This is a genomic window from Thiocapsa rosea (assembly GCF_003634315.1).
In the GTDB taxonomy this organism is placed as follows: Bacteria; Pseudomonadota; Gammaproteobacteria; order Chromatiales; family Chromatiaceae; genus Thiocapsa; species Thiocapsa rosea.
The window spans coordinates 1,276,411-1,292,565 of the sequence record NZ_RBXL01000001.1 but is presented as its reverse complement, the minus strand read 5'-3'; the positions used below and the strand labels follow the sequence as shown (position 1 = coordinate 1,292,565).

At 62.8% G+C, this 16,155-nt stretch carries 13 protein-coding genes; 7 read left to right on the top strand and 6 right to left on the bottom strand.

The window, feature by feature from the left end:
* Nucleotides 1–112: 112 nt before the first annotated feature.
* The gene (locus BDD21_RS05975; protein WP_120796371.1) at nt 113–922 is read right to left on the bottom strand and encodes a proteasome-type protease; all 810 of its coding nucleotides are present in this window, start codon (nt 920–922) and stop codon (nt 113–115) included.
* 250 nt (nt 923–1,172) lie between these two features.
* On the opposite strand from BDD21_RS05975, the gene BDD21_RS05970 reads away from it, so the two are divergent.
* From BDD21_RS05970 to gltS, 3 genes are all read left to right on the top strand, one after another.
* Nucleotides 1,173–2,597: a dihydrolipoyl dehydrogenase gene (locus BDD21_RS05970; RefSeq protein ID WP_120799772.1), complete on the top strand. Its 1,425-nt coding sequence runs from the start codon at nt 1,173–1,175 to the stop codon at nt 2,595–2,597.
* Between the two features lie 89 nt (nt 2,598–2,686).
* Nucleotides 2,687–3,040: a hypothetical protein gene (locus BDD21_RS05965; protein WP_120796370.1), complete on the top strand. Its 354-nt coding sequence runs from the start codon at nt 2,687–2,689 to the stop codon at nt 3,038–3,040.
* Nucleotides 3,041–3,525: 485 nt separating this feature from the next.
* Nucleotides 3,526–4,758 (top strand): sodium/glutamate symporter, encoded by a 1,233-nt coding sequence (gltS, locus tag BDD21_RS05960; RefSeq protein WP_120796369.1) that lies wholly within the window; start codon nt 3,526–3,528, stop codon nt 4,756–4,758.
* Nucleotides 4,759–4,913: 155 nt separating this feature from the next.
* On the opposite strand, the gene BDD21_RS05955 is transcribed toward gltS, so the two are convergent.
* From BDD21_RS05955 to BDD21_RS05940, 4 genes are all read right to left on the bottom strand, one after another.
* Nucleotides 4,914–5,432, bottom strand: a complete 519-nt coding sequence (locus tag BDD21_RS05955; RefSeq protein WP_120796368.1) for a hypothetical protein — start codon at nt 5,430–5,432, stop codon at nt 4,914–4,916.
* Nucleotides 5,433–5,451: 19 nt separating this feature from the next.
* Complete coding sequence (locus BDD21_RS05950; RefSeq protein ID WP_120796367.1) at nt 5,452–5,991, bottom strand: hypothetical protein; 540 nt, start codon at nt 5,989–5,991, stop codon at nt 5,452–5,454.
* Between the two features lie 15 nt (nt 5,992–6,006).
* Nucleotides 6,007–7,575 (bottom strand): PDC sensor domain-containing protein, encoded by a 1,569-nt coding sequence (locus BDD21_RS05945; RefSeq protein WP_120796366.1) that lies wholly within the window; start codon nt 7,573–7,575, stop codon nt 6,007–6,009.
* 193 nt (nt 7,576–7,768) lie between these two features.
* Nucleotides 7,769–9,607, bottom strand: a complete 1,839-nt coding sequence (locus tag BDD21_RS05940; protein WP_120796365.1) for an SLC13 family permease — start codon at nt 9,605–9,607, stop codon at nt 7,769–7,771.
* Between the two features lie 189 nt (nt 9,608–9,796).
* On the opposite strand from BDD21_RS05940, the gene BDD21_RS05935 reads away from it, so the two are divergent.
* On the top strand, nt 9,797–10,411 hold the full coding sequence (locus BDD21_RS05935; RefSeq protein ID WP_120796364.1) for a Uma2 family endonuclease: 615 nt from the start codon (nt 9,797–9,799) through the stop codon (nt 10,409–10,411).
* A gap of 270 nt (nt 10,412–10,681) precedes the next feature.
* On the opposite strand, the gene BDD21_RS05930 is transcribed toward BDD21_RS05935, so the two are convergent.
* Nucleotides 10,682–11,584, bottom strand: coding sequence for a DUF6268 family outer membrane beta-barrel protein (locus tag BDD21_RS05930; protein ID WP_120796363.1), 903 nt, complete (start codon nt 11,582–11,584; stop codon nt 10,682–10,684).
* 335 nt (nt 11,585–11,919) lie between these two features.
* Here BDD21_RS05930 and BDD21_RS05925 point away from each other — a divergent pair, with 335 nt between their 5' ends.
* The 3 genes from BDD21_RS05925 to BDD21_RS05915 all read left to right on the top strand — a co-directional run bounded on the left by BDD21_RS05925 (nt 11,920) and on the right by BDD21_RS05915 (nt 16,095).
* Nucleotides 11,920–14,595: an ATP-binding protein gene (locus BDD21_RS05925; protein WP_120796362.1), complete on the top strand. Its 2,676-nt coding sequence runs from the start codon at nt 11,920–11,922 to the stop codon at nt 14,593–14,595.
* Between the two features lie 127 nt (nt 14,596–14,722).
* Nucleotides 14,723–15,541, top strand: coding sequence for a response regulator transcription factor (locus BDD21_RS05920; RefSeq protein WP_120796361.1), 819 nt, complete (start codon nt 14,723–14,725; stop codon nt 15,539–15,541).
* Nucleotides 15,541–16,095 carry a hypothetical protein gene (locus tag BDD21_RS05915; RefSeq protein ID WP_120796360.1) on the top strand — a complete coding sequence of 185 codons (555 nt, stop codon included), beginning with the start codon at nt 15,541–15,543 and terminating at the stop codon, nt 16,093–16,095. The genes BDD21_RS05920 and BDD21_RS05915 overlap by 1 nt, the downstream gene beginning before the upstream one ends.
* Nucleotides 16,096–16,155: the final 60 nt, after the last annotated feature.

Genomic DNA, 16,155 nt, shown 5'->3' with positions numbered 1-16,155 from the left:
GGGTGAGGGATCCCGTTCCGTAAATCATCTTAAACCGCGCCTGCTCCAGCGCTCGTAAAGTCTGCCCGAGCCGATCCCATCCACAAACATCGCATGTCGCGTCGGGCGCGGTTTAACTCTGCATCTGATGCGGACTCTCGGCCTCGGCGCCGCTTGCCGTGTCCGGTTGCTCCCACGGGAAGTGAGGCAGACCGAAGAAGGCGTGGCGCAAACTCTCGACCCAATCACGCGTCATCGTCTCCAACTCCGCCGAGGACTCCTCCAACCGGAGTCGGTGCGACGGCGCCAAGGCGTCTTTCGGGCAGATCGCGACCTCGAAAGGTGGCCCGACGGTCAGGTTGGAGCGCGCCGTCCCGGCCAGCGAGACCAGGCACACGCGCGCCCCGTCGTTCAGTGAGAGGGCTGGCGCCACGATTTGATCCAGGATCGGCTTGCCGTATTTGCTCTCGCCGATCTGCAGAAAAGGCGTCTCGGGTGTGGCCGCGATGCTGTTTCCCTGAGGGTAGATCATGAAGAGTCCGTGGGGTTGCCCGGCGATCTGTCCGCCCAGGATAAAGGTGGCTTCCACGCTCGCGCCGATCTGGCGCAGCGCGGGACCATGTTCGTTCTGGACCGCCTGGTTGACCTGGCCGATATAGTTCGCCGCCTCGAACAGGTAGTTCACGCTCGCGAGCGTGACGGCGGGGGCCGGATCGTTTTGACCCGGATTCGCCGCTTGATCGAGATCGCGGCGGATCCGGTTCAATACCTCTTGGGTTGTCGCCAAGTTGCCGGCTGCGAGCAGGACGAACATCCGGTCCGGCGCCGGCTGGAAGAGGTGCAACTTGCTGTAGGAGGAGATGTAGTCCACGCCCGCATTGGTGCGGGAGTCGGATGCCATGACAAGGCCCTGGTCGAGACAGAGTCCAACGCAATAGGTCATTCGGGTGAATCTCCGAGGAGTGGAAGGGTCGGTCGATATCGGGTCCGTCCGGAGTGATGCGGATCGACAAACGGCGTCGGTCCACCCGAGCGGGATCACGAGGATGCGAACAGCATCAAGCTTGCTCCGAACGGCGTCAAGAACCTCCCGCCGGTCGGCGTCACTCGCGCGGGATTGTCATCGTGTCATGCGAGCATGGACAATCAACGTGACCGTCGGGTCATCCGGCAAAGACTCCGAGGAGAATCAGGTGAAAGAACGCAACGTCGACGTCGCCATCATCGGCTCCGGCACCGCCGGACTGAACGCCATGGGGCAGGTCCGCCGGGCGGGCAAGAGCTTCGTCCTGATCAACGGGGGCGAGCCGGGGACGACCTGCGCACGGGTCGGTTGCATGCCATCCAAGGCCATGATCCAGATCGCCGAGGATTATCATCGGCGCACGCATCTGGGCAAATTCGGCATCGACGGTCACCAGGGCATGACCCTGGACATCCCCGAGGCGCTCGAGCATGTTCAGGATCTGCGCGACACCTTCGTGGATCGCGTCCTCGGCAACAGCACCGACGACATGTCGGAGGATCTCTTTCTTCAGGACTACGCCCGCTTTGTCGAGCCGACCCTGATCGAGGTCGCCGGTCAGCGCATCCGCGCCAAGGCCGTCGTGATTGCGACCGGCTCGCGACCCTTGGTGCCTGAGCCATGGAAGGCGTTCGGCGACCGCGTCATCACGACCGACGAGATCTTCGAGCTCGAGGATCTCCCTGCGACCATGGCCGTGATCGGCCTCGGGACCATCGGGCTGGAGATCGGTCAGAGCCTGGCCCGGATGGGCGTGGAGATCACCGGGTTCGATGCGGTCGACCATATCGCCGGGGCTCAAGACCCGGAGGTCAACCAGTCCGCCATCGAGCTGCTGGGCAAGGAGTTTCCCATCCATCTGGGCGCGCCCGCCGAGATCGCCGAGGAAGGCGATCGGTTGCGCGTCACCGCGGGCGAGCAGAGCGTCCTGGTCGACAAGGTGCTTTGCAGCATCGGGCGCGTGCCCAACGTGGAGCGGCTCGGGCTGGAGCATCTGGGCGTCCCGCTTGACCCGCGCGGCATCCCGTCCTTCGATCCGCACAGCATGCAGGTCGGCGATCTGCCCGTCTTCATCGCGGGCGACGTCTCCGGATACCGGCCCATCCTTCACGAGGCCGGCGACGAGGGCAAGATCGCGGGCTACAACGCCGCGCGTATCGACACCGCCGCCGCATCCGAGCGTTTCCGCCGCAAGGTCCCGCTCTTCATCAACTTCTGCGACCCCAACATCTTCGCCGTCGGGATGCGCTGGAACGCGCTCGATCCCGAGACCACCGCGGTCGGACAGATCAAGCTCGCCCCGGTCGGGCGCGCGCTCATCATGGGCAAAAACAAAGGGGTCATCCGCGTCTACGGTGACAAGGCGACCGGCCGTATCCTCGGCAGCGAGATGATCGGACCCAAAGGCGAGAACCTCGCCCACCTGCTCTGCTGGGCGATCGCGCAGGGCCTGACCGCCGGCGATCTGCTGCGCATGCCGTTCTATCATCCGGTGATCGAAGAGGCCCTGCAGGCCGCACTCTACGACCTCTATTCAAAGGTCGAGGCCAAGAACAGCGGGGGGATTACGGAGCTGGAGCGTCTGGAGGATTGAGGCGTAGGGACATAGTCGGCTCGCGTTCTCCCCGCGGAGTGCATCGGCGAGTTCGGCAAGGACTTCAACAGACAAAGAGGGCGTTCCTAATGACCAAATCAGAACGGGCAAGCCAGATCTGGGCAGTGCTGGCCTGGGCGGCTCGGAATCGCCAGACCGTGACCTATGTGATGCTGGCACGCTTGATCGGCGTGCCGGCGGCTGGACTCGGCCAACTTCTCGAGCCCATTCAGTCCTATTGTCTGATTTGGGACCTGCCACCTCTGACTATTCTTGTGGTCAAGCAGGAGTCGGGCTTACCGGGTGCTGGGTTTACCGGCGCCAGCGCTTCGGACCTGGCTCGGAAGCAGATGGAAGTTTTTGCGTTCGATTGGCTGGAGCATGGCAACCCGCAACCCGGCAAACTCGAAGCCGCAGTTCATGATTGGCCGTCTAATGGCTGAGAGCCTCGAAGGGCGCATGTCCGGCCGAACAGGGCCGCTTGGTCTCCACGTGCGGACCGCGATCGGGCGGCAACTGAACTACTCGCCTGGGCCGAGTGCCGTCACCACCCTAATGGGTTGCCGCCAAGTTCAAATACAAGACCGCGTTGGTATCCAGAACAACGTTCACGTCCATTCATCTGAGTCCCTTAGGGGTTCGGTGGCCGGTCGATTAAGCGATGCCGCCGCGCTGACAAGGGCATCATCCGCCGAAGCCGAACCACACTCAAATGGATCGAATGCGGGCAAGCAGGTATCCTCCCGCTACGCTCGAGTGAGCCGGCACCAGCCTGCGAACGAGCGCAACGCTCGCCGAGTTCGAGCAGGACCCGGCCGAATCGACATCGACCGTAGGTTCAGACGCCCAAGCACCTGCAAGAAAGCGTGGACCGACAGGATGCCGCGCGGACATTCGTGTGTTTCCTGCAACAACTAAGAGGCATGATATGGAGCTGTTGGACGGTATCATCCGGATCGATTCATTCCTCGCCGTGACGATCGGCATCGTCGTGCTGTTCGTCGGCAAGCTGCTGAACACCAAGATTGGGTTTCTGCGCGAGTTCAGCATCCCCGAGCCGGTGACCGGCGGATTGCTCTTCTCCGTCCTCTTCGGGCTGCTCTATTTCGCCTCCGGGCACGCGATCGAGTTCGAGCTGCGCGCGCGCGACATCCTGCTGGTCTATTTCTTCACCACCATCGGCATCAATGCGAGCGCGCGTGATCTGGTGACCGGCGGTCGCCCGCTCTTGATCCTGTTGGTCATCACGATTGCCTTCATGTTCGCGCAGAATCTTACCGGGATCGGGGTGGCCTCGCTCTTCGATCTACCGGCCGCGGTCGGCGTGGTCGGGGGCAGCATGTCCCTAATCGGCGGGCACGGGACGACCATCGCTTGGGCGCCCTCGATCGCGGAGAACTTCGGAATCTCCAACGCCATGGAGATCGGCATCGCCAGCGCAACCTTCGGTTTGATCCTGGCCAGCATCATGGGCGGTCCGATCGCCAAGTTCCTGATCACGCGCCACAAGCTCACGCCCGCGCCCCAGGTGGTCGAAGAGGTGCAGGATGTCGGGCTGACCGAGAAGCAGCGCAAGGACGGCGTCGATCACATGGACTTTCTGGGTGCCGTCCTCGCCATCCACATCTGCATCATCATCGGTTACGCGCTGAACAAGGCGATTGCGGAGGCCGGGCTCATGCTGCCGCTCTTCGTGACCTGTCTCTTCGCCGGCATCCTCATCACCAATCTGGTTCCCAAGAACTTCTCCAAATGGAGCGGGGTGACTTGGCCGACACGCACCTCCGCCGTTGCGTTGATTGCCGACATCTCGCTCGGCGCCTTCCTCGCCATGTCGCTGATGAGTATGCAGCTCTGGACCTTGATCGATCTGGCCGGACCCATCTTCACCATCCTGGCGGCTCAGTTCGTCCTGGCGGTGACCGTCACCATCTTTATCCTCTTCCCGTTGATGGGTAAGAACTACGATGCAGCGGTCGTCTCGGCCGGATTCGGCGGCGTCACGCTCGGCTCGACACCCACCGCCATGGCCAACATGGCGGCGGTGACCCAGCGCTTCGGCCCGTCGCACCAGGCCTTTATCATCGTCCCGCTAGTCTCGGCCTTCTTCATCGACCTGACCAATGCGTTGGTGATTCCCTTCTTCCTGAGGACCTTCTAAACCGCGCGCGGTGCGGTATGCGTTGTTTGTCGGAGCTGGCGCGGTTTGGAGGATGGGTTTCGCTGCGCTTTATCCATCCTACGCGTGGATCTGGCCCGCGCCGTGAGGGCTGTAGGTTCTACCGAGCCGTCGGGGGTACGATAGGCCCCGCCCCGTCAGGGTACCGGCCGCGCCATCTGATCCACATCCAGTCCCATCTGGCCGACCTTCTGGTTCAGACCTCGGAATCTGAGCGCCATGTCCGAGACACTGGCGTTGATGGTCCCGACGCGCCCATCCATCTCGCCCATGCTCTCGGTCATCTCGCCGACGTCCCTGTTCATGCGCTCGACCTTCACCGCCAGGGTCTCCATCTGCTCGCGCAGCACGGGCATGAGACGGATCTCCTGCTCCATGCGGGTCATGTCGCCGCGAATCTCGGACATGCGCCCGGAAACGGTAGCGAAATGGCCGTACATCTCGTTGAGGTTCGAGATGATGGCGCGGATCTCCATCGTCAGTTGATTGACGAAATAGAGGTTGGCGAGTGCCAGAATGCCGATCAGCACGAAGAAGACACGGGGCGCGATCGCCTTGCGACCGGCCTTCTTCTGGTCGCGGATGCGTCGGGTCAGGTCCGCTTCCGTGCCCTTGAGGATCTCGTTGATCCGGTCGGTCTGTGCGTTGTCGAGCATATCCGTGATCCGAGCGGGTTCAGCGAAACGGGTTCATCTGGTTGAAGAAGCGCATCGGTTTGGACATGTGATTGACGTCCTGCATCATCCGCATGAGGCTGTCGTCCATCACGGCAAACGACAGGCTCATGTCGTTCACCTGCAGCGTCATATGGCCCAGGTTCGTATTCATCCTCGCCACGCGCCCCGTCATGGTCCCGACGCTTCCGCTCATGTCCGCGACATCTCCATGGATGTTGTCGACCTGAGCGATGATTCCCGAAAGGCTGGCGACATCCTCGGTCATCCGGGCCATGCTGCGGCGAATGCTGAACATGTCGTCCGACATGGCGCCGAAGTGGATGTTCATGGTTGCCACGGCATTGCGAAGCTCGGGCGCTTGGACAGACAGGATGATGATCAGCAACGAGATCGTCAGGACGACGGCGAAGAGATCGAACAAGGCCAGCCTCGACAGCACCGAGATCCGTCGATCGAGAAACTCTTGTCGCTCGCCGAGCAAGCGGATGACGCGTTGCAGTCGGTCGATCGCCTCGTCGATGCGTTCTTCATCGGCCATGAGGAGCGGTCCTCGTCAAGCTCGGGTGATGATCGAATCGTTCGGGCCGCGGGGCGGAGCGGCGGCGCCGTCGGACCGCAGTCGCTCGCAGTGCGCGATCAAGAGCGCGCATGCCCGATCGTCGGGCGCATAGACCAGAGCCTCGCTGAAGGCCGCGATTGCCTCGTCCCAAGCGCCTGCACGGTACTTTGAAAAACCCAGCTCGCACAAGCGGATGAATTCAGGCTCCTCGGCCTTGAGGGTCCCGGTCGCGAGCGCTCGGACGACCTCCGTCGGCAGCCGACTCTCCACGAGCACCATGGTATCGCGCATGCTGCAAATCGCCTGGTCCATCTCGCGGATCTCGCGAAACGCCGACGTGACCGGGACGACCTCGGCGGGGCGGAAGAGACGCAGCAGCTGGGTGTTGCGGGTGAGCTGCTCGACGGACTCCGCAAAGGTCGCCGCCATCGGATAGACCACGAAGAGTGCAAGCATGACGATGATCGCCGAGATCACGATGGATTCCTGCAGGGCGCGCTGCGCCTCGCTCAGGAGATCCGCCTCGTCCAAGACGATGACCAACCGCCACGGCAGGCCGAACCCTTCGCCGAAATAGATCACGTGAGCGAGGTAGGTGCGGCCGTGCGTGACGGACCGATAGGCGTGGTCGGATCGGGCCGAGGCGCCGAAAGGCCCGATCGAGCCTAGGGCGTTCCTGACCCAAGGCAGCGCGACCTCGCTCGCTATCGGCAAGCCGTTTGTATCCGCTGAGCCTAAGTTTGGGCCTACGTTTGGGCCAGTGTCCGAGCCGCCGCCGATCCCGAGACGATGCGGATAGGCGATGAGCCGATCGCGCTCGTCGAGCAGGAAGGCCGCGCTGTTGGGCCCGATGTCTTGGCGCGAGAGAAACGCCGAGAGGCTGTCGAGCGTCGCGTCCGCTCCCAGCACGGCCAGGATACGGCCTTCGCCGTCCAGGAGCGGGTAGGTGACCGTGATCCCCAAGCGGCCCGACCCACTGAACCGATAGGCGTCGGTCCATTGCAGGCGCCGCTCCGGGCGGGTGTTGCCGTACCAGGGACGCTCGCGCGGGTCGAATGCGGGCTCCCGCTCGAGGTGCGCGAGCGGACGATAGTCGCGATCGCGGACGATGATGCGCTCCGTCGGCGGCGTGACCCCGCGGTCGATGACCCGGGTCGCGGGCTCGGGCTCGGTCCGGGCCTGTACGAAGTTGCCGGCCTGATCGGCGATATAGATGCCGGTCAGCTCCGGGGTGAAGACCACTTGTTGCCAGAAGAGGTCGGAGAAGAGGACCTGTCCGGGGATGACACGCGTCGCGGCGGCGACCGCGGCATTCGACAGGAGATGGCCCTCCGCCGTCCGCACGATCCCGGTCGCGCGTGCGACCACCTTCTCCCCGATCTCCTCGACGATCCGGCTCGACAGCTGATAGACGACCGACTCTGCGCGCTCCGACATCTTGTAGACGATGGCCATGACCGTGACCATCATCGGGACCAAGAAGAGGAGGAGGATGGCAAACCGGAACGAGGCCAGCCGCCTCGGAACGAAGCGGGCCAAGCGGGTTGGTCGGCGGATCGTCATCGGTTAAACCGCGTCCAGAGTGAAATGCGTGATTGTCATGTTGTGTTGGGCTTAGGGATTTTTCCGACCTTTGTGGAGACGCGGTTTAAAATCATATGTTTTTTAATCTCTTAAGCCGCGCCGGCTCCAGCGGTCGCTCAATCCGCCGGGGCCGATCCCATCCAAACACATGGCATGCCGCGTGGGGCGCGGTTTAAGAGAGCGGCAGCAGCCAAGGCACCAGGAGGACGCTCATGATCATCACCAAGAGCGTCAGGGGCAAGCCGATGCGAATGAAATCGGCAAAGGTGTAGTTGCCCGCGGTCGCGACCAAGGTGTTGATGGGCGAGATAGGCGTCATGAAGGCGCTCGATGCCGCGAGAGCGATGATCATGGCAAAGGGGTAGGGCGATGCGCCCAAGGCTTCGGCGACGGCGAGTGCGACCGGGATCATCAGGACCGCATTGGCCGTGTTCACGATGAAGAGGCCCAGCAGCACCGTGATGGCGAACAAGACACCGAGCACCACATGGGGACCGGCGTCCCCGATCCAGGCCACCAAGGCGTTTGCCGCGATGTCGACCCCGCCGGTGCGGTCCAAGGCGAGCGCGAAGGGCATCATGCCCACGATCATGACGATGCTCCTGAGCTGGATCGAGCGGTACGCCTTGTCCAGATCGATGCAGCGAAAAAGCCCCATCATGAGACAGCCGATCAGAGCGGCCTGGACGTTCGGGACAAGGCCGGTCGCCATCAGTGTCACGACGACGACGAGCGTCAGAACCGCGTAAGGCGCGCGTTTGGCCGCCGGAAGATATTCGTCGAACTCCTTGGGCAGATTGAGCACGATCAGATCGCGCGTATCCTCCTGCAGGCGGCGGATCGTCTTCCAGGGGCCGACGAGCAGCAGGGTATCGCCGATCTTCAGGGTCTCGGCGCGCAGGCCGTGCGGTGCATGGGCCTCCGGGCCGCGCCGCATCCCGACCACGGTCAGCTCGGAACGGACCATCACCTCCGCCTCCGCGATCGTCTTGCCGGCAAAGCGCGACTCGTCCGCGATCATGATCTCCACCATGCCGATGTCCTGCGAGCGGTCGACGAAATAGCGACCCGTGCGCGGCAGAAGTTCGACCCCGTAGCGCTCGCAGAACTCGGTCACGTCGATGTGCTTTTCCTCCAAGTCGACGTCGATCAAGAGGATGTCGTGCGCTTGCAGAGCGGTCTGCGGCGTGCGCGGGAGCAATTGGCGCGCACGCCCGAGACCACGCTCGATGAGGATGATCCGCACACCGATCTTCGCGGGCAGATCCAGCTCGCCCAGCGTTCTGCCGAGCAAGGGCGAGTCGGGTCGCACCCGCACGCGGTACTCGCGATCGGCGAGCCGGTAGCGCTCGACCCACTGCATCAGTTTCGGGCGCATCCGGGCGGTCGGCGCCTCGGATGTCTTGGGACGCAGCCAGCGCTGCGTGACCAGCATATAGAGGGTCGCCATCAGTAGGATCGGCAACCCGAAGGGCGTAAAGGAGAAGAAGTTGAAGCCCTCCTCGCCGGTGCGCACGAGCTCGTAGTTGATCACCAGATTGGGCGAGGTGGCGACCAAGGTCATCATGCCGCTGATCAGTGCCGCATAGGCCATCGGCATCATGAGCTGGCTCGCCGGGATGCGGCGCCGGCTCGCGATGCGCAGCACCACCGGGATAAAGATGGCGACGACCCCGGTCGAGCTCATGACCGAGCCGAGAAAACCCACCGAGAGCATCAGCAGCACCAAGAGTCGCCAGGCGCTGTGGCCGCCGCGGTTGGCCAGCCAGTCGCCGATGCCGCGAGCCACCCCGGTGCGGGCCAGCGCCTCGCCGATCACGAACATGGCTGCGATCAGGACGATATTGGGATTACTGAAACCGGCGAGCGCCTCCTGGACCGAGATGACGCCCGTAAAGGGCAAGGCCACCATCATGATGAGGGCCACGGCATCCACCCGCGGCTTGTTGAGCGCGAACATCAGGATCGCGGCGCCCAGCATGAGAAGGACAATCAGAAGGTCTTGCGACATGCCGTTTCCTCCGTGGCGCTGCGACCCGTGGCCGGCCCGGCGCGATGGATTTCCGACCCGGGACCCCGCGCCCCGATCCGAAAAGCGTTTATCCTATCGGAAAGCGCCATGGATCTCGCACGCACTGCCGTGCGAGTATCGATGGCGCCGTGCGCGGTGTGAAACGATCGGCATCGGAGACCAAACCTCATGTCCAGTCAGGCCCGATATCGGCAACCCGACCCTGAACCGACCCATGACGGCATCATCCACTTCTCCGGCGTGAGCTGGGATGACTACGAGCGTCTTCTCGTGATGCGCGGCGATCATTCCGCCCCGCGGATCGCCTACCTGGAAGGAGAGGTCGAGATCATGAGCCCGTCGCAGACCCACGAAGGCATCAAGTCCGTGATCGGCCGTCTGGTCGAGACCTATTGTCTGGAGCGCGACATCGTCTTCTCGACCTACGGCTCATGGACACTCAAGGACAAGGCCCGCAACCGCGGTGCCGAGCCGGACGAGTGCTATGTCTTCGGGACCGAGGCAGCGGAGCGCCCGCATCTCGCCATCGAGGTCGTCTGGACCCACGGTCGCATCGACAAGCTCGAGATCTACCGCCAGCTCGGCGTCGCGGAGGTCTGGTATTGGCGCAAGGGTGTGATCCAACCCTACTGTCTGCGCGGGGAGCGCTACGAGCCGGTGAACGAGAGCCAGGTCCTGCCCGGATTGGATCTGGCCCTCCTGATGCGCTTCATCGAAGAGCCGACCACCTCGCAGGCGATCCGCGGCTATCGCGATGCGTTGCGGGTCGAGGAAGGGCGCTGATGCCCGAAAGCGTCGCACCGGCTCGCCGTGAAACGGCCGCCCCTCCCCGGGATAGTCGACTTGCAGTCGACCTCTTCCGCAGACCTGAACCGCGTCCAGAGCGAAATGCGTAGTTTTCATTTTGTGTTTAGCGTCGGAGACTTCCTTGATCTCAACGAGACGCGGTTTAAAGTTAATTTTTTATACTTTAAACCGCGCCGACTCCGGCGGTCGTCAAGTCTGCCAGGGTAGATCCCATCCAAAAACATTGCATACCGCGCTGGGCGCGGTTTAAAAGCGCCCGATCAAAGACACCCCCAACATCACCGCAGGATCCTGATCCTCCTCGTACAGCCGTCGCCCCTTCTCGTCGTCGACCCTTAGGGTGGTTCCGGTCGACGCACCGGCGTAGAGCTTGAAGCTCAGGCTCTCGGTCAGGTCGCGTCCGAGCTGCACGAAGACGGGGATAAATCTGTGCTCGCCGACGCCGTCGGGGAAGGGGCCGTCGGAGTCGAGCCGAAAGCGATAGGAGCGGTAGGCCGCGCCCAAGCCCGCAGTCCATCCCGAATCGAGCACATACGACAGCTCCAACCCGGCGGGACCGGCCGGGCCGGCCGGGAAAGGATTGGTGAGGCGCAAGCGATCGTTGATCCGCCAGTCGATGATCAGGAAGGGGAAGGCGCTCGTCTTCTCGATCTTCTCGAAGACGCCCACGCCCACACCGAGAGTGAGATCGGGCCGCAAGGCGCGCGATACCGAGCCCGTGGCCCCGTATTCGAGCGTGTCCCAGAAGTTGGCGCCCGATTCGCCCGAGGACTCGATCGTCGGTGACAGACCCAGCCGCCAACCGCTTTCGGTCGTGAAACCGTAGGGTATGGAGACACCTGCTCGGTACAGCCTGTCCCACGGCTGCTCGCCGCCGAATCCGAGTGGTTTGTCGAAGTCCCAGTCTTCGTAGTCCAGGCGCAGCCGCACACCCAGAGACGACTGCCCGTCGAGCGCCCAACTCGTTCCGAGCGACATGAGCACGGCGGCATAGGCGGCATCGCCGCCGGAGTCGAGATCGCTGTCGAATTGAACGACCGGGGCGACGGAAAAGCTGACGCCCGGCGGCGATTGCGCGACGGAGACCGCGGCAAACCCGGTCGACAGCACGGCGGCACAGGCGACACGAACGAGGCAAGGCGCTGGCATCGGAGACACTCCCTGGAAATCATGGTGAGGTGATTGAGGAAACGGCGTGGACCATAGCATCCCGAGATCGGGCTGGACCAGCGCTTGCCACGGGTTGGACCGGGGTCCTATTCGAAGCCGGCCCACACGGAATCGCGACACGACAGGGATCTTCGCGACAGCACCCTCCGTCAAGCAGATCATGGTATACCTCGACAAGCGCACCGGCGGCTCCACAGCTAGAACGGCGTCGGCGTGGTTCAGTCATCGGGCAAGCGCAGCGCAGTCCACCAGCGCCGGCGCGGGGTTCGGTGGACTTCGCTCTCGCTCGTCCACTCTACCGGCCGGTCTCATAAATGACGCCGACAAGGCGCATGCCGTCGGCACCGAGTCTCGGAGTGGTCGCAGCCGCCGGGTTTGCGCATCGGATCGGGACCAATCAGTGGCTATCAGGCATCTTTCGCCAACAGGTCGGAAGGAGTGCACAAGCAGATGGGGGAGCTTGGAGGATGTTGTGCGTAAAGAACCTGTTGCTGATCGGGCTGGGCCTGGGTTTATTGATCCCTTGCGCAGTAACCGCGCAAACGCTCGACGTGAGCCCGCTAGGGTTGACGGATCAGGAGCGCGCTTGGCTAGCTGCTCGTCATACGGTCCGTGTCCGCATCAGCGAGTATCCGCCGTATATGATCAAAGAGCCCCGACCAACAGGGCTTGCGGTCGATTATCTCGATCATATTGCGGAGCAATTTGGTTTCGACGTCGAATACGTCCCCGCGGAAATGACCTTTGGTGCTGCCGTTGCCGATCTCGCTGGCCCCCGGGAGCATTACGATCTGCTGCCGACCTTTACGCGAACGCCGGAACGGCTGAAACAGTTCGCCGTCACCGATGATTACCTGAGCGCGCCTTGGGTGATCTATACCCGCCAGGATAGTCCCTACCTGATTGGCCTCGAAAGCCTGGCCGGGAAGACAGTCGTCGCAGAGTGGGGATTCTTGATCATTGATATGATCAAGCGGGGCTTTCCAAGTATCGACATCCTTCAGGTGCCGACGGCCCTGGATGCACTCACGGCACTCGCGACGGGACAAGCCGATGCCTATGTCGGCAATCTGGCCGTGGGTACCTTTCTGATTAAGGAGCATCGGCTCACGAACCTCGTGGTCGCCGCGCCGACGCATTACGGCATCAACACCCAGGCGATGGCGGTCCGAGCGGATTGGCCGGAATTGGCCAGTCTGATCGATAAGGGCATTGCCTCGATGACGCAAGAAGATCGCGACGCCATTCTCGGTAAATGGATTCATCTCGAGATGCGATCACGAGAGGACTATCGATTGGCGTTCAGTATCTTGGCTGCCGCCTCATTGGTGGTCATCGCTGTCTTTTTCTGGAATCGAAGGCTGGCGCGCGAGATTCGGGTGCGGCAGCGTGTCGAGTCGGAGCTGCGCCGATCCGAGGTTCGACTCCAAGAAGAAAAGAAGGCGTTGGAGCAGACCAAGACACAGTTGCAGCACAAGAAGGAGACATTGCAGGAACTCAACGCGACTTTGGAGGCCCGGTTGCTGGCGGCGGTGAAGGATCGTACCCGCGTCCTGAGCAATGCGGCGGCCCGTGCGCAAGAGAGCGACCAGGCCAAGTCGGCCTTTCTATCTGCTGTCAGCCACGAGCTGCGCTCACCCCTGCACGACATCCTGGGCTATGCTCGGCTGCTTGCCCGGCAGGTCCCGCTGCAGGCTCGCGACCAGCTGGGGATCATCCTGGAGAGTGGCAATCAACTCCTAAGGCTGATCAACGATATCCTCGACTATAGCCACGGCGAGGTAAAACCCATCGTGTTTGAGCCGGGGCCACTCTCGCTCGGCCGGTTGGCGCGCAACCTGACCGCGACCTACCGACCGCTCGCGGCGCGAGGAAATAATCGATTCGTCGTCAAGCTTGAAACCGGCAGCCTGGACTGGGTCATTGCCGATGAGCTGCGGTTGACCCAGATCCTACGCAATCTCTTGGACAATGCCTGCAAGTTCACTCGCGATGGATGTATCGAGCTCGGCATCGAGCGGATCGAGTCGACCACGGCAGCGGAGAACGCAAAGGGCGCCGACTGTTTGCTGAGCTTCAGTGTCGCCGATACCGGTGTTGGGATTCCGGCGGCGAAGCGGGAGGCGGTGTTTCAACCCTTCCAGCGCCTGGAACGGCACCGAGGTTTGCCCGGCATCGGGCTCGGACTGCCGATCGCGCAGCAACTGACCACGGCCATGGGCGGTGAAATCAGTCTGTACAGCAGCGTGGGTCCGGATTCGGGCAGTACCTTCCGATTTCAGCTGCGGTTGCCGATCGGCACGGCGCTCGAGCAGGGCGCCGACGAGGATCTGGTCATCCTGGGCTACGCGGGACGGCGTCGTACCTTGCTGATTGCCGATGACCAAGCGACGAGTCGCGACTTCTTGTCGGAGTGCTGCCGCAGTTGGGGGTTCGAGGTCATCGAGGCAGCCGATGGCGCCGAGGCCATCGAGCGTTTCCAGGCGCGGGAGGCGTCGGTGGACGCGGTCTTGGTCGATCAATTCATGCCCCGTCTCGATGGCTGGGCGTGTTTGCAAGCGCTGCGCGCTTCGCAGCGGGGGCGCCATCCGCCGGTGATCCTGATCTCGGCCGCACCCGCGCAACGACCTCGAGGCCATCCCGAGGACATGGCCTTCGATGGATTTGCCATGAAACCGCTCACCGAGTCGATACTGGCGAAACTCTTGGCCGAAGCGCTGGCGCTGGATTGGGAGTATGAGACCGCCTCTCCGGTCGAGGACATACTGCAGCCCGATCCGATGCTGCTGTCGGTCGCTCTCGCCGCCGACGAGCGCAAGTGTTTGCAAGCGATGGTCGCCATGGGTCAGGTCGTCGGCCTGCAACGATGGGCGCAGGAGATGGCGGACAAGGACTCAGAGCGCAAGCCCATGTGGCTGGGCATCGAGCAACTCTGTCGCGCTCTCGATCTACAGGCATTGAAGCGATTGGCCGCCGCGGCCTCGAATTGATCGAGCGCAGCCCGATGGACTTTGCCGAGTCAGCATAAGACTGTGCTGCGAGCCGCGTTCGGCTGCGACCAGGGGATTTCCTCGGTTAAAATCGGTGGTCGTTTCGACGGTGAAAGAGTCCACCAGCATGACCGACAACATGGCGCGTATCTTGATCATCGATGATCAGCCGGCATCGATCGGTCTGCTGATCGCCTACTTGCAGGGACGCGATATTGACCTCTTGGTTGCACAGACCGGCGAAGACGGACTGAGGATTGCGGCCGAAGGTCAGCCTGATCTAATTCTGCTCGACGTACGGATGCAGGGACTGGATGGCTTTACCGTTTGCCGACGCCTCAAGGCATCGCCCAAGACAAGCTCGATTCCGGTGATCTTTCTCTCCTCGTCGATTGAAACCGAGGACAAGTTGCGGGGGTTTGCCGCAGGCGCCACGGATTACATTACCAAGCCGTTTTCCGAGCAGGAGGTTCTCGCGCGGGTCTACCTGCAGATCGGCGACCACCAACAGGTGCATGCCCTGAGCCGCCAGGCCCTTGATGAGCTCGAAGACATCCCCCTTTCAGCCTCGGCGAACCGGCTCGACCAACGCCTCTTCATGGACGCGGTGGCGGTGCTGATCAAGCGTCTCGTCGACCCGCCGAGCGCGGTTGCGTTGGCGCATCAGGTCGGGACCAATCAGCAGCGGCTGACGCGCATCTTTCGTGAGCAGGTCGGGATGAGCGCCTACGAATACCTGCAAGAGATGCGACTGGAGCGGGGGCGTAGCCTATTGCTGGAGACGGATCTCCAGATCCAGTTGATCGCGGACCGGGTCGGTTACCGCAACGCAGGCGACTTTACCCGCGCCTTCGGCCGCCATTTCGGCGTGACGCCAAAGAAGTACCGGCAAGGCCGACTGCAGTCCGGTTGCGTTGATGGTCGTCCCGACGGACTTGACCTGTGATGTCGCGTAACGACCATGGCAAAAGCACCGTTCAAGCTGAGATCGACATCCGCATTGCGCGGATCGACCAGCTGTTCGAGACCTTCGATCCCTCGCCCTTTCGCGAGCGCGACCTCGATCCCGCCGCCACCGCCTTCATCGTGGACTGGGCGCGGGAACTGAACCGCTCCATCCCGATCGAGCTGCATCTCCATGTGCGTTACGCGGGCCCGGAGCAAGAGGCGCCGGAGGAGGTGGTCAGCGCGATCCAGGGTTACTTTCAACGCCGAGCCGACGCTGCTACACGGGAGATACGCGAGCTGTTTCGGACGGGACGCATCTACCTATTGGTCGGGCTGTTGATCCTGTTGCTCTCCCTGGGCGGCGCCGAAGCCGTGATCTATCTGTTCGGCAATCGTCCGAGCGTCACGTTGCTGGCCGAGAGCCTGATCATCCTCGGCTGGGTGGCGAACTGGAAGCCGCTGGAGATCTTCCTGTATGACTGGTGGCCCATCCGCCGCGATGCCAGGCTGTTTCGCCGCCTGGCCGCGGCGAGGGTCACGGTGCAGGGTTGAGCGACGCAGGGTTGAGCGACCCAGGGTAGCCCCGCGCCGCGCCCGCGCGCTGGATCAGAT

What these genes read in the sequence shown, in the direction of transcription:
- BDD21_RS05925 (WP_120796362.1), top strand. Translation starts at nt 11,920, where the DNA reads ATGACGCCGACAAGGCGCATGCCGTCGGCACCGAGTCTCGGAGTGGTC.
- BDD21_RS05945 (WP_120796366.1), bottom strand. Translation starts at nt 7,575, where the DNA reads ATGACGATCCGCCGACCAACCCGCTTGGCCCGCTTCGTTCCGAGGCGG.
- BDD21_RS05930 (WP_120796363.1), bottom strand. Translation starts at nt 11,584, where the DNA reads ATGCCAGCGCCTTGCCTCGTTCGTGTCGCCTGTGCCGCCGTGCTGTCG.
- gltS (WP_120796369.1), top strand. Translation starts at nt 3,526, where the DNA reads ATGGAGCTGTTGGACGGTATCATCCGGATCGATTCATTCCTCGCCGTG.
- BDD21_RS05975 (WP_120796371.1), bottom strand. Translation starts at nt 922, where the DNA reads ATGACCTATTGCGTTGGACTCTGTCTCGACCAGGGCCTTGTCATGGCA.
- BDD21_RS05920 (WP_120796361.1), top strand. Translation starts at nt 14,723, where the DNA reads ATGACCGACAACATGGCGCGTATCTTGATCATCGATGATCAGCCGGCA.
- BDD21_RS05950 (WP_120796367.1), bottom strand. Translation starts at nt 5,991, where the DNA reads ATGGCCGATGAAGAACGCATCGACGAGGCGATCGACCGACTGCAACGC.
- BDD21_RS05955 (WP_120796368.1), bottom strand. Translation starts at nt 5,432, where the DNA reads ATGCTCGACAACGCACAGACCGACCGGATCAACGAGATCCTCAAGGGC.
- BDD21_RS05940 (WP_120796365.1), bottom strand. Translation starts at nt 9,607, where the DNA reads ATGTCGCAAGACCTTCTGATTGTCCTTCTCATGCTGGGCGCCGCGATC.
- BDD21_RS05915 (WP_120796360.1), top strand. Translation starts at nt 15,541, where the DNA reads ATGTCGCGTAACGACCATGGCAAAAGCACCGTTCAAGCTGAGATCGAC.
- BDD21_RS05965 (WP_120796370.1), top strand. Translation starts at nt 2,687, where the DNA reads ATGACCAAATCAGAACGGGCAAGCCAGATCTGGGCAGTGCTGGCCTGG.
- BDD21_RS05935 (WP_120796364.1), top strand. Translation starts at nt 9,797, where the DNA reads ATGTCCAGTCAGGCCCGATATCGGCAACCCGACCCTGAACCGACCCAT.